Origin of the sequence: Leptolyngbya sp. AN10 (genome assembly GCF_050565645.1) — a bacterium.
GTDB lineage: Bacteria > Cyanobacteriota > Cyanobacteriia > Leptolyngbyales > Leptolyngbyaceae > Leptolyngbya.
Genome location: NZ_JBNXVP010000012.1, coordinates 137575 through 154235 on the forward strand (window position 1 = coordinate 137575; position 16661 = coordinate 154235).

Here is a 16661-nt window from a genome sequence, read left to right on the forward strand (position 1 = left end):
TCCCCTAGCTTAGAGTAATCATTCATCGTTAAATCTCTCGGAGTAGGATGTCACTTTACCGTTAGATTTAAGAATGGATTTCTAATTTATCGATTTACGGCGCGAGGCGATCGCACATTGGACGAGAATTATCAAACTTTCCTCAATCGGGTGATGCGGCTGACGCTTCCAGACACTTACAAGTCTCAGGTGCAGCACATCCAAGAATCCCCGAAGTTCCAGCGCTCAAATGGCGAATGGACTCCGACTCCGTTTCCAGGCTACACGGTGATTACGCCGCCAGGGTCAGAAGACGGCAAAAATCTAGGCATCTACGAGTCTCTACAGCGCTATCAGAAAAAGATCGCGGAAACGTTAGGGGATGAGATGTTTGCGCCGATTCCACCTGAGAGTTTTCATGTGACGATCGCGGATCTCATCTGGAATGGGGCATACCTCCACGCGGCGGAATCTCCGGGGTTCGATGACCGATTGCGCGATCGGGTGGCGAGTAGTTTGCGTCAGAGTCAACCGATGAGCACTGGACAAGCCATTCGCTTCCAGGTAGTCGGATTGATGGTGATGGCACGTGCGATCTCGGTGTGTCTGGCGACGACGGATGAAATGGGATACGAACGGATTTTGAAATTGCGTCGATCGGTTTATCAAAATCCCGATTTGATCGAGATTGGCATTGAGCAGCAATATTACTTTACGCCGCATATCACGCTCGGATATTTCGGGAAATTGTCACCCGATTTGGATCGAGATCGACTGAGCCAAACGTTTGATGAACTGCACCAGGAGTGGTTAGAGCACTATCCTGATAACGAGTTTTGGATTCACCAAGCGGAGTTTCGCAAGTTCAACAACATGGCGGAATATATACGAAATCCAGATTGGGCAACGTTTCAGTTTTGATTAAAAAGGTCGATCGTGTGGAGTGCGATCGACCTTTTTAGATCTGATCTGGATCAACTCCTAATTGGCGCAATCGTTCCGCTAGTCGTTCCGCCCGGAGACGTTCTTGCTGGAGTTGTTGGTCTAACTCGTCATAACTCAAGAACTTCTCGCCATTGGGACGGTAAAGCTCCATCGGGCTTGCAGTGACATCAAACCGAATGCCTAATCGCGGACTGACATAGCCCGAAAAATCCTCGACTTCCTGCAAAAAGATCTCGTTTCGCAGCCAGCCGCGCAACTGATTTCGATCTGGATTGTAGAGATAGTATTCTTCGACTCCGTACTGGTTGTAAAACAGGAGCTTCTGATCCATTTCTGGCTGTGTGTTCGTTGGCGATAGGATCTCAAACACGACTTGCGGCGGGATGTTGTCCTCTCGATGCTGAACGTATGATCCTCGCTTCGCGCCTCGTACTCCCATTGGATCGCCTTTGGGTCTGCCAAAGACAACCATCGCATCGGGAGCCGTACAGATATTCGTTTTGCCTTCGACTGGATACCAGAGTAAATCTCCCGCGACAAAGACATTTGGATCGTCTCTGAACATCAGATCTAAATTCTTTTTGATCAGGACGATCCATTCAAACTGTTGGGTGTTCTCCGCCATCCGCTTGCCGTCACTTTCTGGATAAATAATATCCGATTTAATTTCAGCAACCATAAATTACATCCAATCTACAGCGAATTTTCTTTCTAACAAGCCTAAACCGAGATCATCTGAAGAAAGCGATCGTACTTCATACAATGCCATCATATCTTTCAGGCTCGGATTGCCCCGACTCGCTCCCGTTAAGCCTTTCGCAATCAGTAAGCCGCAGATTCCTTGCGTTTTTTTGCACCGCTGATCCCATTTTTTCCGCGCTTGAACATGAGTCGGATCGTCCTCGTCAAACTCACCGAATAAATGCAAATCGCCGTTCTGAGTTTGCAGCAAGCCCAAATCATAGCGACTGCCCATAAATGGGTCAGATCCCGGATTAAAACAAATGCCGCCGAGTCCGCTACAGGCTTCGATTTCTTCGATCATTTGTTTGGCTTTTGGGCGGGAAGTTTGGATCAAAATAATCGGTAAACCGTCGCCTGCTTGGGTAGGGGCATCCAGTTGAAAATGATCGGAAACTAATCGCAATTGTTCAACAATTTCCCAAGGCACGACTCCGAGGCTCAGAAAGGAATTTTCGGGGACTAAATCATCCCGAATCATCGGCATTTCCCCGATTTCCGGTTCATCGTCATCCACCATCGCATACAGTTCTTCTGCGATTTCAGGCAGGGTTGAGACTTTGACAGAAATCGTATCGCCTTCGGGAGACGGAATCTTGAATTTACTACTGATGGCAGGAAAAGCATCGTTCATCAATTTGCGGCGATGCGTTCTGATAAATCGGTGAAATGCTTCAAGGGCGACAATAAACGCCATCGCTTCTTCATCGTAGAGAAACGATCGAATTCCTTCTAACGGATGCAAGTTGCCGAATACGGGTTTTAAGGCAGGCTCGATCGACATCATTTCCAAGTCGTCGTCGAAGTCGTCCTCATCGTCTTCGGTTTCAAACGTGAGAAACAAACAGTCCTGAGCTAAAAACGCCTCTTCCATCCGATCCATCGAATCGTTTGAAAGCACTCTCTGACGAAATTGTTTCAGCGAATCGAGCGATCGATACAGCAAAACGCCGTATTCCATGCCCAACATCCCCATGACTGAAGCGTAGACCGACCCTAAATCCCACCGATTCAATTCAATTTCTAAAATCTTGTGGTCGGGCAACAGTGACCAAGGCGCATCTTCCCAAAGTAGATCGGCTTTCGCTAACAATTCCTCAGCAAATTGGGGCGGTAATGCAGGGGGGCGGGAATTTGTCGCATCCTGAAAGCCTCGGAAAATCTCATCAATCAGCGGCAATTCTGGAACGTAATCGAGGGTGATGTCTAAATCTTGGAGAACGCCTCTTAAATAAAAGAGCGTTTCTCGATCGCGCACCACGATTTTTTGCGGTCGAGCGGGTTGCGCGGGATTGTGGGGATGTTCCATCGCCCGGAGTAACGTTCTGACGATCGCTTCATGCCCCGTCTCGATCGGCACGACATCCATCGCTCTCACCATGCCTTGAGAGCCATCGACCCAGAGAATACATTCTCCTTCTGGTGTGGGCGATTCAGACCAGGCGGGGTCGATCGGCGCTCCAGAAGTTAAGACTCGTCGATCGCCTTCCCAAACTGAGGGGATTTGCGGCAATTCCAATAATCGACGAAGAGTAGAAGGGTTGATACCAGTCATAAACGCGCCATGAACACAGTGGAACGATGCTGCATACGAAGCAGTAGCCTATATCTTAATCTGTTCATCTCAACTCAGCACCGAAACGATTAAGCTTCCGCAATGTTTCTCGGTTCGTAGGCTTGTAACAGAATGGTGGCAGCTTGTTGAAGGTTCACTTGATGCGATCGATATAACCGTCTCTGAACAAATGCACCATCAACGAGCAGCATCAATCCTGTGCTGAGTTCTTCTGCTTGTTGAATGCCTTGTGCTTTTGCAAGTTCTGTGAATCGATCGCGCATTTTGGTTTTATGAGCGATCGCGACTTGATGCCCTGGATAGTCTGGCTCTGGAAATTCACTCGCGACCATCAGAAACGGACATCCATAATTGGTTTCACTCGCAAGCAATTCGTCTAGCCAGCCGAAAATGTCTGATAGCTTCTGTTCTGGATTCGTCGATCGCTGCACAACTGTTTCAAACAACGCCCAAAACTGTGCATTTCTATTTTCTAGATAAGCAACCACTAAATCATCTTTTGACGGAAAGTACCGATACAAAGTCGTCTTCGCGACTTCAGATTTGGCAATAATTGTATCGACTCCGATCGCACGAATCCCTTCTTGATAAAACAACTGATCTGCGATCGCTAAAATTCGTTCTCTAGCATCCGTTCGGGTTTTGGGCATATTGATCTTCCGCGACTTCCTTGAGTATACCTTGACAAGATACAGACCTGTCTGTTTTACTAAACTTACAAACGATACAGACCTGTCTGCTTACTTAGGAGAACTCAAATGAAGATCGGGATTATCGGCAGTGGCAATATGGGAAGATCGCTCGGCATTCTCTGGGCAGAACAGGGACATGAAGTCTTTTTTGGGGCGCGAACTGCTGAGAAAGGACAAGCGATCGCAGAATTTGCCAGACATGGAACGCAAGGGGGAACGAACGATCAAGCCGCAGAATTTGGAGAGGTGCTGCTGTATTCTGTGCGGGGCGTTCATCCAGCCGAAGTGTTGACTTCTACGGAAGTGTTAGCTGGAAAAGTTTTAATTGATCCCAACAATTCAACCATCCCTGATGGATTTGCTTATGAACCGATCGCGAAATCATTAGCGGAAACACTCGCAGAACAGGTTCCGAATGTGATCGTTGTTAAAGCCTTTAATACAATGGCGCAAGAAGTGTTTGAGCTTGCCCCTGAACCTTTGAGAACGCATCAAGTCTCAGTCTTTGTTGCAAGTGATGATGATCAGGCGAAACAGAAGGTTATGACTTTAGCGGAAGAGATTGGATTCAGTGCGATCGATAGTGGAAGCTTGCGAAATGCTCGATTGATCGAAGGTTTAGGAGACTTCATTCGCTTGATTATTATTGGGCAGCAGAAAGGAGGCTACGCAACGATTTCCGTCAATGTATTACCTGGAGCAACTTCGCAACGTTTAGGTGGAAGACAAGCTTCGATGTTGAAATGAGGAAATTTCTCATCATTCAGCAATTCCATTTTGGTTGAGTGCAATGTTTAATCGATCGACTCCTTGCCGAATGGTTTCGATCGACAGATTGCCATACCCCAACATAATTTGATCTAATCGTGCTGAACTTGCATAGTTTGAAATCGGATACACCCGAACTCGCTGTTGGTTTAACTGTTGAATCACTTCGGGAGTAAATTGAACCAATGTAAACTCTGCGACTAAATGTAATCCGGTTGAGTCTCCAAGAATTTGAACCTCATTGCCGAAACATTCAGTCATGTGCTGCCGTAGAAAGTTACGACGCTGGCGATAGAGCTTTTTCATGCGTAAGATATGTCGTTCGAGATGTCCGTCTGCAATAAAACAAGCTAAGGTCAATTGATCGATGGTAGTCGTATGTAGATCACTGAATCGTTTTAGTTCTCGACCTCGATCGATGAGTGCTGAAGGCAGAATCAAATAGCCCAATCGCAAACCGGGAGCCAGTATCTTGCTGAATGTTCCAACATAAATTACACGATCGGGTGCTAATCCTTGCAATGAACTTACTGGCGTTCCTTCATAGCGAAATTCACTATCATAATCATCTTCCAGCACATAGCTATCCGTTGCTTGAGCATATTCGAGCAGAGCGATCCGACGCTGAATCGTTAAAACACTTCCCATTGGAAACTGATGCGAAGGTGTGACATGAATGAAGCAAGGGAATTGATCGTGTGGGAGCAGATTCGTTTGCAATCCATGTTCATCAACGGGAATTGAATAGAGGTTGCTATAGGCTGAGTAAATCGATCGTAGTTCTGGAGCAGTTGGATCTTCGATCGCAATCATACGATCGGGTTTTGCCAGTAGTTTTGCAATCAGATTAAATGCTTGGGTTGCTCCAGTCGTCACAATAATCTGATCTGGATGACACTGAACGCCTCGACTGCGCCATAGATACTGTGCAAGAACTTGCCGCAATTCTGCCAAACCTTCTGCGGAACTATAGCTTAGTGTATGTTCAGACAAGGTTGTGCAAACTTGGCGCGTCAGTTGTCCCCATAGTTTTTGTGGAAACTGATCTAGTGCAGGAATGCCCGATCGAAAATCGATCCAATCTTCATCGATCGTAGATTCGATCGACGAAATTGTTTGAACGGTTCCTATCTTCCACGTTGCACCTTTAGCAACATAAGTTCCCGCACCTGGACGAGTTTCTAAGTAGCCTTCTGCAATCAATTGATCATACGCTTCAACAATCACATTGCGCGATACGCCTAAATGCAATGCCCATTCCCGCGAGGCAGGTAAACGCTCACCCGCTGATAGCTGCCCATTGAGAATACGATCGCGCAATTGCAAATAAATCTGTCGAATTAACGGGACATCAGAAGTTCGATCGAGTGATACCCACAACAAACTGGTACTCCCAAACTGCAATAAAACTGGCTCTACCAAAAACCACTTTAGCGGCTTATCGTAAACACTGTCATTGTTTGCAAAGCCTATGCAGCCTTATCATCTAGCTCAATTCAACATTGCTCGAATGCTTGCGCCGCTCCACGATCCAATCATGGCGACCTTTGTTGAACAATTAGAAGAGATTAATACGATCGCAGACAACACTCCGGGTTTTATCTGGCGCTTAGTTGGCGATGATGCGATCGGGGCAACGAGTATTCGCCCTTATGAGGACGATCGATGGTTGATTAATCTATCGGTGTGGGAGTCGATCGAAGCACTCTCGGACTATGTTTATCGCAGTCAGCATGGTCGTGCAATGCGAACTCGTCGCGATTGGTTTGAGAAATCGGATCAGGCAACCTTTGTTCTATGGTGGATTCAAGCTGGACAGATTCCAACGGTTGAAGAAGCTCAGATTCGTTTAGAGCATCTTCGGCAACATGGAACAACTCCCACTGCATTTACGTTTCGGCAACCTTTTCCGAGTCCAATCCAACACTCTGAAGTGTAATTCCAACTCTGGCAAGACGCTACAATCAAAGCGCTCTTTAGAGATTGAAGGCATGACACTGACTCGTGCAGCGCTAGTTACGGGAGCCTTGAAACAGATGATTCAGGCGTTCCCCGAATTAAAATCCTTTCTGCTCACTGAAGACGAGTTACAAGCCTCGATCGACCAAATTCTCCAGCAAAAACCGCCCCAGTCTGATGTTTGGATCTTCGCTTACGGCTCATTGATTTGGAATCCGATTATCGAATATCGCGATCGCATTCCTGGAAAAATCCACGGTTGGCATCGTAGCTTCTGTCTACGCACTCCGGTTGGGCGCGGAACTCCCGAAAATCCGGGGTTAGTTCTCGCTTTAGAATCCGGTGGTAGCTGTCGTGGGATTGCTTATCGAATTGCACCCGAACAATTGGCAACAGAACTGTTGCTACTGTGGAGGCGTGAAATGGTTGCGGGGGCATACATTCCTCGTTGGGTGAAAGTCTGGACAGCAGGCACTTTCATTGATGCCATTACGTTCACAATCAATCCTACTCATCCGATGTATGATCCGCATCTCTCAGTTGAACAAGTTGCAACCACGATCGCAACGGCTGGAGGTGCGCTAGGGTCTTGTTCGGATTACTTATCGCAAACGATTCAAGGATTGGCAGAGCATCAAATTGTCGATCGAAGCTTACTGAACTTAAAAAAACGAGCGATCGAGATTGATTTCGATCCTCAGAGATAAACAATCTGTAAAGATACGCAGGAAAGTTCTGCTTTCAATCTGACCTACAGGTGCGCTTATTTCAAGGCTTGCCGATCTCAGTTACAAGTTAGAGCGAAATCCTCCGGACAAACCATTGATTCTCTGAAATCTGAAGTAATTGTTTTTACTAGATTTAGGCTTTATCCGCTTGGGTGTATTACCAGTCTGCAAACTTACCCGATCTGGAGACAACTCCGGTGCTATCTTTACCTGAGCTAATGGTCTCTGTTGTGATCCCCGTACACAATGGAGGCGAAAACTTTCACCACTGTTTAGTAGGAGTGTCCAGCCTCTCTACAGCACCTCTAGAAGTCATTGTCGTGATTGATGGAGAGAGCGAAAATTCATCGGATGTACAACAGGCAGAGCTTTCAGGAGCCAAGATTGTTCGATTACCGATCAATCGCGGTCCTGCTTGTGCGCGAAATGCAGGAGCCAAAATTGCTCAAGGTGACATTCTGTTCTTCATAGATGCTGATGTTGTGCCTCATCCGGCTGTGATTGCTCAAGTTCAGCAAGTCTTTCAGCATGATCCAAACCTTGCAGCTTTGATTGGGTCTTATGATGATGCACCAGGACAAGAAAACTTTCTCTCTCAGTATCGAAATCTCTTGCATCACTATGTCCATCAAACAGGCAGCGAAAGTGCTTCAACCTTCTGGGGCGCGTGTGGGGCAATTCGTCGATCGCTGTTTCTCTCAATCGGTGGATTCGATGAACGCTACCCGAAACCGTCGATCGAAGATATCGAACTCGGCTATCGCTTGAAAAAAGCAGGCTATCGAATTCGACTTTGTAAGCAAATTCAGGTCAAACACTTGAAGCACTGGGGTGCAGGGTCGATTCTGAAGACGGATTTCTTCTGTCGGGCACTGCCTTGGACAGAGTTAATTTATCGCGATCGACAATTTATCAATGATCTGAACCTACAAACCTCGAACCGGATCAGTGTTGTGCTGGTTTATAGCTTGGTTTGTAGTTTGGCGTTGTCTTTGGTTTGGTCTAATGCCTGGATCGTGAGCGTGATTGCAGCAGTGTTCTTAACGCTACTGAATCTATCTGTTTATCGGTTTTTTGCTCGAAAGCGAGGATGGAAATTTGCGATCGCGACCCTTCCTTGGCATTGGTTGTACTACGGCTACAGCGGATTAGCATTCGCGATCGGAACCCTTCGGCATTACTCACGCAATCTGATCAAAGCGGGCAAGTCACGTCTGCCACAAGCATCTTAGTAGATTTGAAAACAGCTCGGAGATTCATCTGTGAAACATCATCCTGTGATCATTGTGGGCGCGGGTCCTGCTGGACTGACTGCGGCTTATGAACTGGTAAAGCGTGGAATTAAACCCCTCGTGCTAGAAAAAGCGGATAAGGTTGGCGGAATTTCGCGGACTGAAACTTATAAAGGCTATCGCTTTGATATTGGAGGACATCGGTTTTTTACGAAAGTCGAGGAAGTTACGCGCTTGTGGTATGAAGTGCTGGGCAACGATTTTATCAAAGTGCCGCGAATGTCCCGGATTTACTATCAAGGTAAGTTTTTTAACTATCCACTGGAAATCTTTGATACGCTGTCAAATCTGGGAATCGTGACCAGTGCTTTGATGGTTCTGAGCTATTTCAAGATCAAGGTTCGTCCCTTGCCTGTGGAAGAGACGTTGGAGCAATGGGTTACAAATCGCTTTGGTGGGCGGCTTTTTCAAGCCTTTTTTAGAACTTACACCGAGAAAGTTTGGGGAATTCCTTGCGACCAAATTCAGGCAGATTGGGCGGCACAGCGGATTAAAGGACTGTCGTTGAAAAAAGCGATCGTCAATGCTCTTTTTGGAAGTAACGACACGAAAACCTTGATCAAAGAATTCGACTATCCGCGATTAGGTCCCGGCATGATGTGGGAAAAGTTCCAAGCGCGAGTCGATGAGCAAGGTGGCGAAGTTCAGTTGAACACAGGCGTAGTTCAGTTCAAGCGCCAAGGCAAGAAGATTACGAGCGCGATCGTGCAACAGGCTGGAAATCTCATCGAACTCACCGCAGACCACTACATTTCCAGTATGCCTGTCACGGCTCTGATTCATCGCCTTGATCCGCCTGCTCCAGATGCAGTGATCGAAGCTGCGAATAGTTTGAACTACAGAGCCTTCATGATTGTGTCGATCGTCATCAATCAGCCGACTCTATTTCCGGACAATTGGATTTACATTCACAGTGCTGGTGTGAAAGTGGGACGAATTCAGAACTTCAAAAACTGGAGTCCCGAAATGGTTCCTGATCCGAGTAAAACCTGTCTGGGTATGGAATATTTCTGCAACGAAGGCGACGAACTCTGGAATCTAGCGGATGCAGAACTCTTAGATTTAGCAACCAAGGAAATTGCAGAACTTGGTCTTGCTTGTGAATCTGATGTTGAAGATGGCGTTGTGATTCGTCAGCCCAAAGCTTATCCAGTGTATGACCAGCACTATCGGAAGCATCTTCAAGTGATTCAAGACTATCTCGCAGATTTTGACAATCTCCAAACGATCGGGCGGAATGGAATGCACCGCTATAACAATCAAGACCATTCCATGCTGACCGGAATGTTAGCAGCGAGTAACTTGATGGGCGAAGAGCATGATTTATGGGAAGTCAACACAGAGCGGTCTTACCACGAAGAGTTTATGACCAAAAAGACAAACTCTGAGAAACAACCCGCTTCAAAGATCTGAGCCATCTCTATGAAAGTGCTGCTTTTACATGATTATGGAACCGCGATCGGGGGTGCTGAATTGATGATGTTAGCGCTGCGGGATGGGTTGCGTCAGCGGGGACATGATGCACGACTGTTTACAACTCGTGCTGAAGGAACGGGGATGCAGGCTGACTATGATTGTTTCGGCACAACTTCGCGCTATCGTACCTTACTGCAAACGGCAAATCCTTGGGCGTTTTGGCGATTGCGTCAGGTGTTAGCTGAATTTCAGCCCGATGTGGTTCACGTCCGCATGTTCTTAACACAGCTATCTCCGCTGATCCTACCGCTGCTCAAACCCTTTCGGAGCTTGTATCATCTGGCGTGGTATCGTCCGATTTGTCCGATCGGGACGAAGATGCTCCCCGATGGCACAGCGTGTACAAACGATTGGGGTAAAGCCTGTTTGGACTGTTTGCCTGTTTGGGATTGGTCGGCTCTGATGCTGCAAATGAACTTATGGCAGCATTGGCGAGATGCCTTTAACTTGATCGTGGCAAATAGTGGAGCGGTTAAACAGCAATTGATTTCGCAAGGAATTTCTCCGATCGAGGTTGTCTGGAATGGGATTCCGGTTCGTCCGGTTCGTCCGGCTCTGACTTCTCCGCCTACGGTTGTCTTTGCAGGTCGATTAGTTCCAGAAAAAGGAATTGATCTCTTATTGAGTGCGTTTGCCAAAGTGGTTCAGCAGATTCCAGAAGCTCGATTGTTAATTGCAGGAGATGGAGCAGAACGCGATCGCATTCTTTCACTGATTTATTCCCTCAATTTGCACTCGAATGTTTCTCTGCTCGGTCATCTCTCCCGCTCAGACCTTGAACAAGCCTTTTCAACCGCTTGGGTGCAAGTTGTCCCATCTCGCTGGGCAGAACCGTTTGGAATTGTAGCAGCGGAAGCCATGATGCGAGGAACTGCCGTGATTGCGAGTCGGGCGGGAGGATTGGCAGAGATTGTACGCGACGGGCAAACTGGTTTTTTAGTGCCTCCAGGTGAAGTTGAACCATTGGCAGAAGCACTCTTGAAGGTTTTGCAAAATCGGGAGCTTGCTGAACAAATGGGACACACGGGACGCACGATCGCACTCTCGCAGTTTAGTGAAGGGGCATTTGTCGATCGATTCATTGAACTTTATCAGCAGCTTTTACAGAATTCAGCTCACTTCAATCCTGATTGGGAGGCTTCTTATTAATGGCTGAAATTACGATCGTCGTTGTTCCTCGTGAGCGTTTCAGTTACACTCGCGAATCCTTGGAAAGCGTTTATCAATATACGACTGTTCCGTTCAAATTAGTCTACGTAGACGGCAACTCTCCTCCAGACATTCAAACCTATCTCCAAGGGCAATCTCAAGAGAAGGGATTTCAGATCATTCGCACAGACTATTATCTCTATCCCAACCGCGCTAGGAATCTGGGATTAAGCTTGGTCGATACCCCGTATGTTGTGTTCCTTGACAATGATGTGGTTGTTTCTCCTGGCTGGCTAGAGGCATTGATTCACTGTGCCAAAGAAACAGACGCAACGATCGTCGGACCGCTCGTCTGTCATGAAGAACCCGTTCATGAAGTCGTGCATTGTGCAGGCGGCGAAGTTCACATCAATGTAGACATCAAAGGAAGACGACGATTACGAGAAAAAATGTACAAGCAGGGACATCGAGTAGAGAAAGTGCGACCCAAAATGCACCGGACTCAGACTGAACTCTGCGAGTTTCACTGCATGTTGGCGCAGACAGATATCTTTCAACGAGTGGGACTGCTCGATGAAACTCTGCTCAATTCCAAGGAACATCTAGACTTCTGCATGACTGTGATTCAGGCGGGAGGAACGATTTACTATGAACCTGATTGTATTTTGACCTATGTTCCTAGCACTGCATTAAGACTCTCGGATCTACACTTTTATATGCTGCGGTGGAGTGATGCTTGGGAGCAAGCCAGTCTAAGTCGATTGCGAGAGAAATGGGATTTAGCAGAAGATGGATACTTTCAGCACAAGTACAAGATTATGGGATGGCGGCGGAAAAATACGATTCTGCGTCCGCTGGCTCGTCGATTAGCCTTGGGCTGGAAAGGGAGCTTATTAGAGAAAGGATGGGTCTTCGTATTAACTCTGGCTGAAAAACCGCTAAATCGCTATCTCACGGCTCGGTATGCTGCGATCGAACGTCAGCGCACAGAGGTATCACAACAGGTGAAGCCGCCTGTGTTGGAGACCACTCGATGAATCAATCCACGGCTTCTGCTAACCGTCGGATGCTGAGTGGAGCGCTGCGGATCTTTCTTGCGGAAGCCGTTCTACTGCCGACCGGATTGTTAACCGCAGGTTTTCTCAGCCGTCAGCTTGGTCCAGAAGGGTATGGATTATTTACGCTGGCGGCAGTGATTCTCACTTGGGTGGAGTGGGGAACTAGCTCTGTGTTTTCCAGAACCACGATTAAGTTTATCAGCGAGACTCGCGACGATTGGCAGCCTGTCATGGTGACTGTGTTGCGGCAACATCTCTGGTTAGGAAGTGGAGCCGCGATCGTACTTTGTTTGTTGGCAATCCCGATCGCAGGTGCAATGGGAGAACCGAAGCTGGCTCCCTATCTCTGGCTGTTTGCGCCCCAGATCTTATTGTTCAATCTATCGCGTGCCCATCGCACGACTTTGACCGGATTGGGACGATTTTCAGAGCAAGCGATCGCGGGTGCAAGTCGATGGATTGCTCGATTAGGGTTGATTGTGCTCTTTGTAAGCTTGGGGTTTTCGATCGGGGGAGCGATCCTTGGTAGCGTGCTGGCAACCTCGATCGAGTTACTTATGGCTCGTCGTTATGTACAGTTGCCGCTGTTTCATCCCAACCCGATGCCCGCTCGGAAACTTTGGGCGTATGCGGCTCCGATGACGTTCTATTCTCTGGCGCTTCAGCTTTATACCAAGATTGATTTGCTGTTGCTAAAAGCGTTGGGCGGAACTGCTGAACAAGCTGGATTTTATGGCGCGGCTCAGAATCTGGCGCTGATTCCAGGACTGTTTTCGATGGCGTTTGCTCCCGTGTTGCTGTCTAGTTTGGGGAGAATTCGTCGAGAGGACGATTTGGGGGCTGCCAAAGAGATGAGTCGAAATTCAATGCGACTGGGGTTTTTGGTGTTGCCGCTAGGGGCGATCGTAGCAGGTGCGGCTCCAGAGATTGTTCGATTTATCTTTGGAAATCAGTTCTTTGCAGCGGCTCCATTGTTGGCGTTGCTGATCTTTGGAGCATTGATTCAAATCCTCACGTCTGTAGCATCGGTGACTTTGGTTGCTGCGGACAAACCGCAATGGACGGCTTTGTTAACACTCCCCTTAGTGCCGATCGTTTGTGTCGCGCATTGGATCATCATTCCGCGTTGGGGCGCGATCGGGGCGGCAAGTGTGACGGTCGGAATAATTAGTCTAAGCGCGATCGCAACGTTGATCGCGGTTTATTTTACTTGGCGAATTGTTCCACCGTTGGCAACCTTTTGTCGATCGATATTAGTTTGTGTTGGCATTTATTTCTTATCCGCGCATTGGTCAGGAACCGGACTTTGGTTGTTTCTAAATCTAAGTGCGATCGCGCTTTTGGTTCCTGTTTGCTATCTCTTGCTTGGAGAATTCACTTCTAAGGAAATTGCTCTGATTCGTCACTTGAAATCATGATTCAGCCTTTATTCTCGATCGTCATTCCTACGTTTAATCGTCCGGTTCAGATATTCGCTTGCTTACAGTCGATCAGTCGATTGGACTATCCCCGCGATCGCTTTGAGGTGATTGTGGTCAATGATGGCGGTGTGAGTCCGAACATTGAGCCTTTTCAATTTTTGAATCTCAGTGTGATCGATCAAGACAATGCTGGACCTGCCAGCGCTCGAAATACTGGAGCAAGTCACGCAAAAGGACAATTTCTAGTCTTCACCGATGATGATTGTTCGATGCTTCCGAACTATCTCAGTGTTCTAGAATCTCATTGTTCAGAGCAAGGATTAATCGGTGGAAAAACTTTGAATGCACTGCCACACAATGTTTTTTCCACTGCGAGCCAAATTCTGATTGACTATCTTTACGAGTACTACAATCGCGATCCGAATCGAGCAAGCTTCTTTGCCTCGAACAACTTCGCAATGTTGCGCGATCGCTTTCGAGCTTTGGGCGGATTTCACACCGGATTCCCACTCGCTGCGGGTGAAGATCGAGAATTCTGCGATCGTTGGTTGGCTCAAGGCTATCCATTACTCTATGCGCCAGATGCCCAGATTGCTCATGCTCACAGTTTGACTCTTGCTAAATTCTGGCGGCAACATTTGAACTATGGACGTGGAGCTTATTGTTTTCACCAAATTCGCGCCGAGCGGCAACAAGAATCGATCAAAGTCGAACCGCTGAAATTCTACTGGAAGCTCTTAACTTATCCGTTTGTTTGTCGATCGACACAACCGCCAATTCTGCTATCGATGCTACTCTTTGTTTCCCAAGTTGCGAATGTATACGGATTCTTTCTCGAACGCTGGCAACAAAGAAGAAACTCAGGTGAACAAGTCTGGAGTGCAGGAGAATGATCGATGTTTTATTTTATTGTAGTCTGGTTAATCTTATTGATTGTTTGCGGCATCATCGGTACAGGAATTCTGAAGGGATTGAGAGTTAGTTGTTTTGATCGAATGGGCGATCGAGCAGTTTTATCTCTGTGGTTGGGCGTGATCGTGATGTCGATCGCGTTATTAGTTACCTCTTGGTTTCTCCCCTTATCCCCACTCACCGGAATCATACTAGCAGCAATCTTTTGTGGTCTATCATTCAAATCAGCACGATCGGAGCTAGTCCAGCTTTTCACTCAACTGCATCCCAAGCAAATCCCTCTACTGTTGATGCTTTTAGTTGGGATTGCAGCCTTTATCATGCAGCCTGTCACTTGGATGGATTCAGGATACTATCATGCTCAAGTCATTCAATGGTTTGGTAAATTTGGTGCAGTTCCAGGGCTTGCTTTATTGTTTAACCATTTGGGCTTTACATCGTCCTGGTTTGCGTTTGCGGCTCCTTTGAATGCAGTTAGCTTAGAAGGGCGAGTTCTAGCGATCGCGAATGGATTTGCTTTGTTGCTGGCTATCTTGCACTGTGGTATGGGTTTGTTTTATATTGCTCGATCGCAAGCTAAACTCTGTGACTGGTTTATCGTTTGCTTCTCGATCATCCTGTTGCCGACCATTGTCCAATGGAATCACATCTTAGCGGAGATCTTTGTTTCACCGTCTCCAGATATTCCCGTCTTGTTCATCACAGGCACGATCGCTTGGTCGATGATCGCGATCGCAGAATCCGAACAAAGATCTGCACCCCAAAACCGCCTCCTTCCAGTCATCTTGGCAGGTGGAGCCTTCACATTCAAACTAATCGCACTCCCATTGGTTGCAGTCACAGGCGTATTCTATCTTCTGAATAAACAGTTAAACCTCAAGCATTTGCTACTCAGCTTAGTAATTTTAGTAGGATTGCTTTCTCCTGTATTAATTCATGGCGTGATTGTTTCTGGATGTCCCCTATATCCTTCTACAAAGCTGTGTTTCGATTTACCTTGGACTCCCGATCGTGAAGCTGTTCAACAGATCGCCAGCAGAACGCACCAATGGATACCTGAATATCAATCCAACTCATCGGGTCTAGTCTCTGAAATCCAGCAGCGATGGCGATGGTTTGAGGACTTTATCGGGAACCCCAAAATTGTCGCGAGTTTGCTATTGGCTTCGATCGTTTCTTTGATTGGCTTATTCAGCATTCGTAAACGTCCACTCGGTTCAGAATGGATTGCAGGATTAGCGATCGCGGGAATTACTTTTTTCTTTCTAACTTCGCCCCTAACGCGATTTTGGATTACGTACTTATCAATGTTGCCGATCCTTTGGTTGGCGATATATTGTCGATCTCAAATCAAGCTAAAAATCGCCAAACTGCCCCAAACTGTTCTAGTCGTTCCAATTTTTCTAACTACAATCCTATTGTTCAACTACCTTCATTCACATTCAGTTGCAGAACTCTTGTTACCGCCTGCTCGATCGAGCCTTCCTACATCTCAAATTGCGGTCAATAATATCGTAATCAATGTTCCCAATGAAGGAGTTCACTGCTGGGCAACTGAGATTCCTTGTGTTCCGAAACCGCAGATCCCAAAGCGAATTCAACTCCGTGATCCAGAGCGTGGAATTGGAGCAGGATTTGCTCGCAATTGAAGCGAAATCAAGATAACAAAGCTTGTCCGCTTAAACGGATCATCCGAACTTGGCAAGGATCGCTCCCGGATGCAGGTCATTTTCTGCGATCGTTGCTTGTGATCGAGCGTTAACAGGCAACGATCGTGCCTTCCTGCTTCATGCTTGCCACTCAGACGAGAATTGATTGTGCCTTCTTCCCCGATCGTTGCTGCTTCAACGGACAACGATCGAGCTTTGAGAGGAATGGATCGTGCCTTCTTCCCCGATCGTGGCTGCTCCAACTTGGATTCAAGGAGCTTGCCACAGAAAAGGAGCATCATGACGATGCTCCTCT

16 protein-coding genes are annotated in these 16661 nt (G+C 47.1%); 11 read left to right on the forward strand and 5 right to left on the reverse strand.

Annotated elements, in window-relative coordinates:
• The first annotated feature begins 117 nt into the window (after positions 1-117).
• Complete coding sequence (locus tag ACQ4M5_RS18475; RefSeq protein WP_430677132.1) at positions 118-900, forward strand: DUF1868 domain-containing protein; 783 nt, start codon at positions 118-120, stop codon at positions 898-900.
• A 37-nt stretch (positions 901-937) separates the two neighbouring features.
• Here ACQ4M5_RS18475 and ACQ4M5_RS18480 read toward each other — a convergent pair whose 3' ends face one another.
• From ACQ4M5_RS18480 to ACQ4M5_RS18490, 3 genes are all read right to left on the reverse strand, one after another.
• Positions 938-1603 carry a Uma2 family endonuclease gene (locus ACQ4M5_RS18480; protein WP_430677133.1) on the reverse strand — a complete coding sequence of 222 codons (666 nt, stop codon included), beginning with the start codon at positions 1601-1603 and terminating at the stop codon, positions 938-940.
• 3 nt (positions 1604-1606) lie between these two features.
• Complete coding sequence (locus ACQ4M5_RS18485) at positions 1607-3220, reverse strand: DUF6930 domain-containing protein (RefSeq protein WP_430677134.1); 1614 nt, start codon at positions 3218-3220, stop codon at positions 1607-1609.
• 89 nt (positions 3221-3309) lie between these two features.
• The gene (locus tag ACQ4M5_RS18490; protein ID WP_430677135.1) at positions 3310-3891 is read right to left on the reverse strand and encodes a TetR/AcrR family transcriptional regulator; all 582 of its coding nucleotides are present in this window, start codon (positions 3889-3891) and stop codon (positions 3310-3312) included.
• A gap of 108 nt (positions 3892-3999) precedes the next feature.
• Here ACQ4M5_RS18490 and ACQ4M5_RS18495 point away from each other — a divergent pair, with 108 nt between their 5' ends.
• Positions 4000-4680, forward strand: a complete 681-nt coding sequence (locus tag ACQ4M5_RS18495) for an NADPH-dependent F420 reductase (RefSeq protein ID WP_430677137.1) — start codon at positions 4000-4002, stop codon at positions 4678-4680.
• Between the two features lie 12 nt (positions 4681-4692).
• Here the strand turns inward: ACQ4M5_RS18495 and ACQ4M5_RS18500 are convergent, their stop codons facing one another.
• Positions 4693-6084 carry a PLP-dependent aminotransferase family protein gene (locus ACQ4M5_RS18500; protein ID WP_430677138.1) on the reverse strand — a complete coding sequence of 464 codons (1392 nt, stop codon included), beginning with the start codon at positions 6082-6084 and terminating at the stop codon, positions 4693-4695.
• A gap of 88 nt (positions 6085-6172) precedes the next feature.
• On the opposite strand from ACQ4M5_RS18500, the gene ACQ4M5_RS18505 reads away from it, so the two are divergent.
• The 9 genes from ACQ4M5_RS18505 to ACQ4M5_RS18545 all read left to right on the forward strand — a co-directional run bounded on the left by ACQ4M5_RS18505 (position 6173) and on the right by ACQ4M5_RS18545 (position 16345).
• Positions 6173-6640, forward strand: a complete 468-nt coding sequence (locus tag ACQ4M5_RS18505) for a DUF3291 domain-containing protein (protein ID WP_430677139.1) — start codon at positions 6173-6175, stop codon at positions 6638-6640.
• A 52-nt stretch (positions 6641-6692) separates the two neighbouring features.
• A complete protein-coding gene (locus ACQ4M5_RS18510) occupies positions 6693-7367 on the forward strand; it encodes a gamma-glutamylcyclotransferase (RefSeq protein WP_430677140.1) in 675 nt (224 codons plus the stop codon).
• A gap of 239 nt (positions 7368-7606) precedes the next feature.
• Positions 7607-8620 (forward strand): glycosyltransferase family 2 protein, encoded by a 1014-nt coding sequence (locus ACQ4M5_RS18515; protein WP_430677191.1) that lies wholly within the window; start codon positions 7607-7609, stop codon positions 8618-8620.
• Positions 8621-8650: 30 nt separating this feature from the next.
• Positions 8651-10093, forward strand: coding sequence for an NAD(P)/FAD-dependent oxidoreductase (locus ACQ4M5_RS18520; protein WP_430677141.1), 1443 nt, complete (start codon positions 8651-8653; stop codon positions 10091-10093).
• 9 nt (positions 10094-10102) lie between these two features.
• Positions 10103-11305: a glycosyltransferase family 4 protein gene (locus tag ACQ4M5_RS18525; protein WP_430677143.1), complete on the forward strand. Its 1203-nt coding sequence runs from the start codon at positions 10103-10105 to the stop codon at positions 11303-11305.
• On the forward strand, positions 11305-12342 hold the full coding sequence (locus ACQ4M5_RS18530; protein WP_430677144.1) for a glycosyltransferase family 2 protein: 1038 nt from the start codon (positions 11305-11307) through the stop codon (positions 12340-12342). Before ACQ4M5_RS18525 ends, ACQ4M5_RS18530 begins: the two co-directional genes overlap by 1 nt.
• Positions 12339-13781, forward strand: coding sequence for a lipopolysaccharide biosynthesis protein (locus ACQ4M5_RS18535; RefSeq protein WP_430677145.1), 1443 nt, complete (start codon positions 12339-12341; stop codon positions 13779-13781). Before ACQ4M5_RS18530 ends, ACQ4M5_RS18535 begins: the two co-directional genes overlap by 4 nt.
• Entirely contained in the window at positions 13778-14677 is a 900-nt protein-coding gene (locus ACQ4M5_RS18540; RefSeq protein WP_430677146.1) for a glycosyltransferase family 2 protein, read from the forward strand. Before ACQ4M5_RS18535 ends, ACQ4M5_RS18540 begins: the two co-directional genes overlap by 4 nt.
• A 3-nt stretch (positions 14678-14680) precedes the next feature.
• Positions 14681-16345 (forward strand): LIC_10190 family membrane protein, encoded by a 1665-nt coding sequence (locus ACQ4M5_RS18545; protein WP_430677147.1) that lies wholly within the window; start codon positions 14681-14683, stop codon positions 16343-16345.
• On the opposite strand, the gene ACQ4M5_RS18550 is transcribed toward ACQ4M5_RS18545, so the two are convergent.
• Entirely contained in the window at positions 16294-16647 is a 354-nt protein-coding gene (locus ACQ4M5_RS18550; protein WP_430677148.1) for a hypothetical protein, read from the reverse strand. The two genes, ACQ4M5_RS18545 and ACQ4M5_RS18550, sit on opposite strands and share 52 nt — an antisense overlap.
• Positions 16648-16661 lie beyond the last annotated feature (14 nt).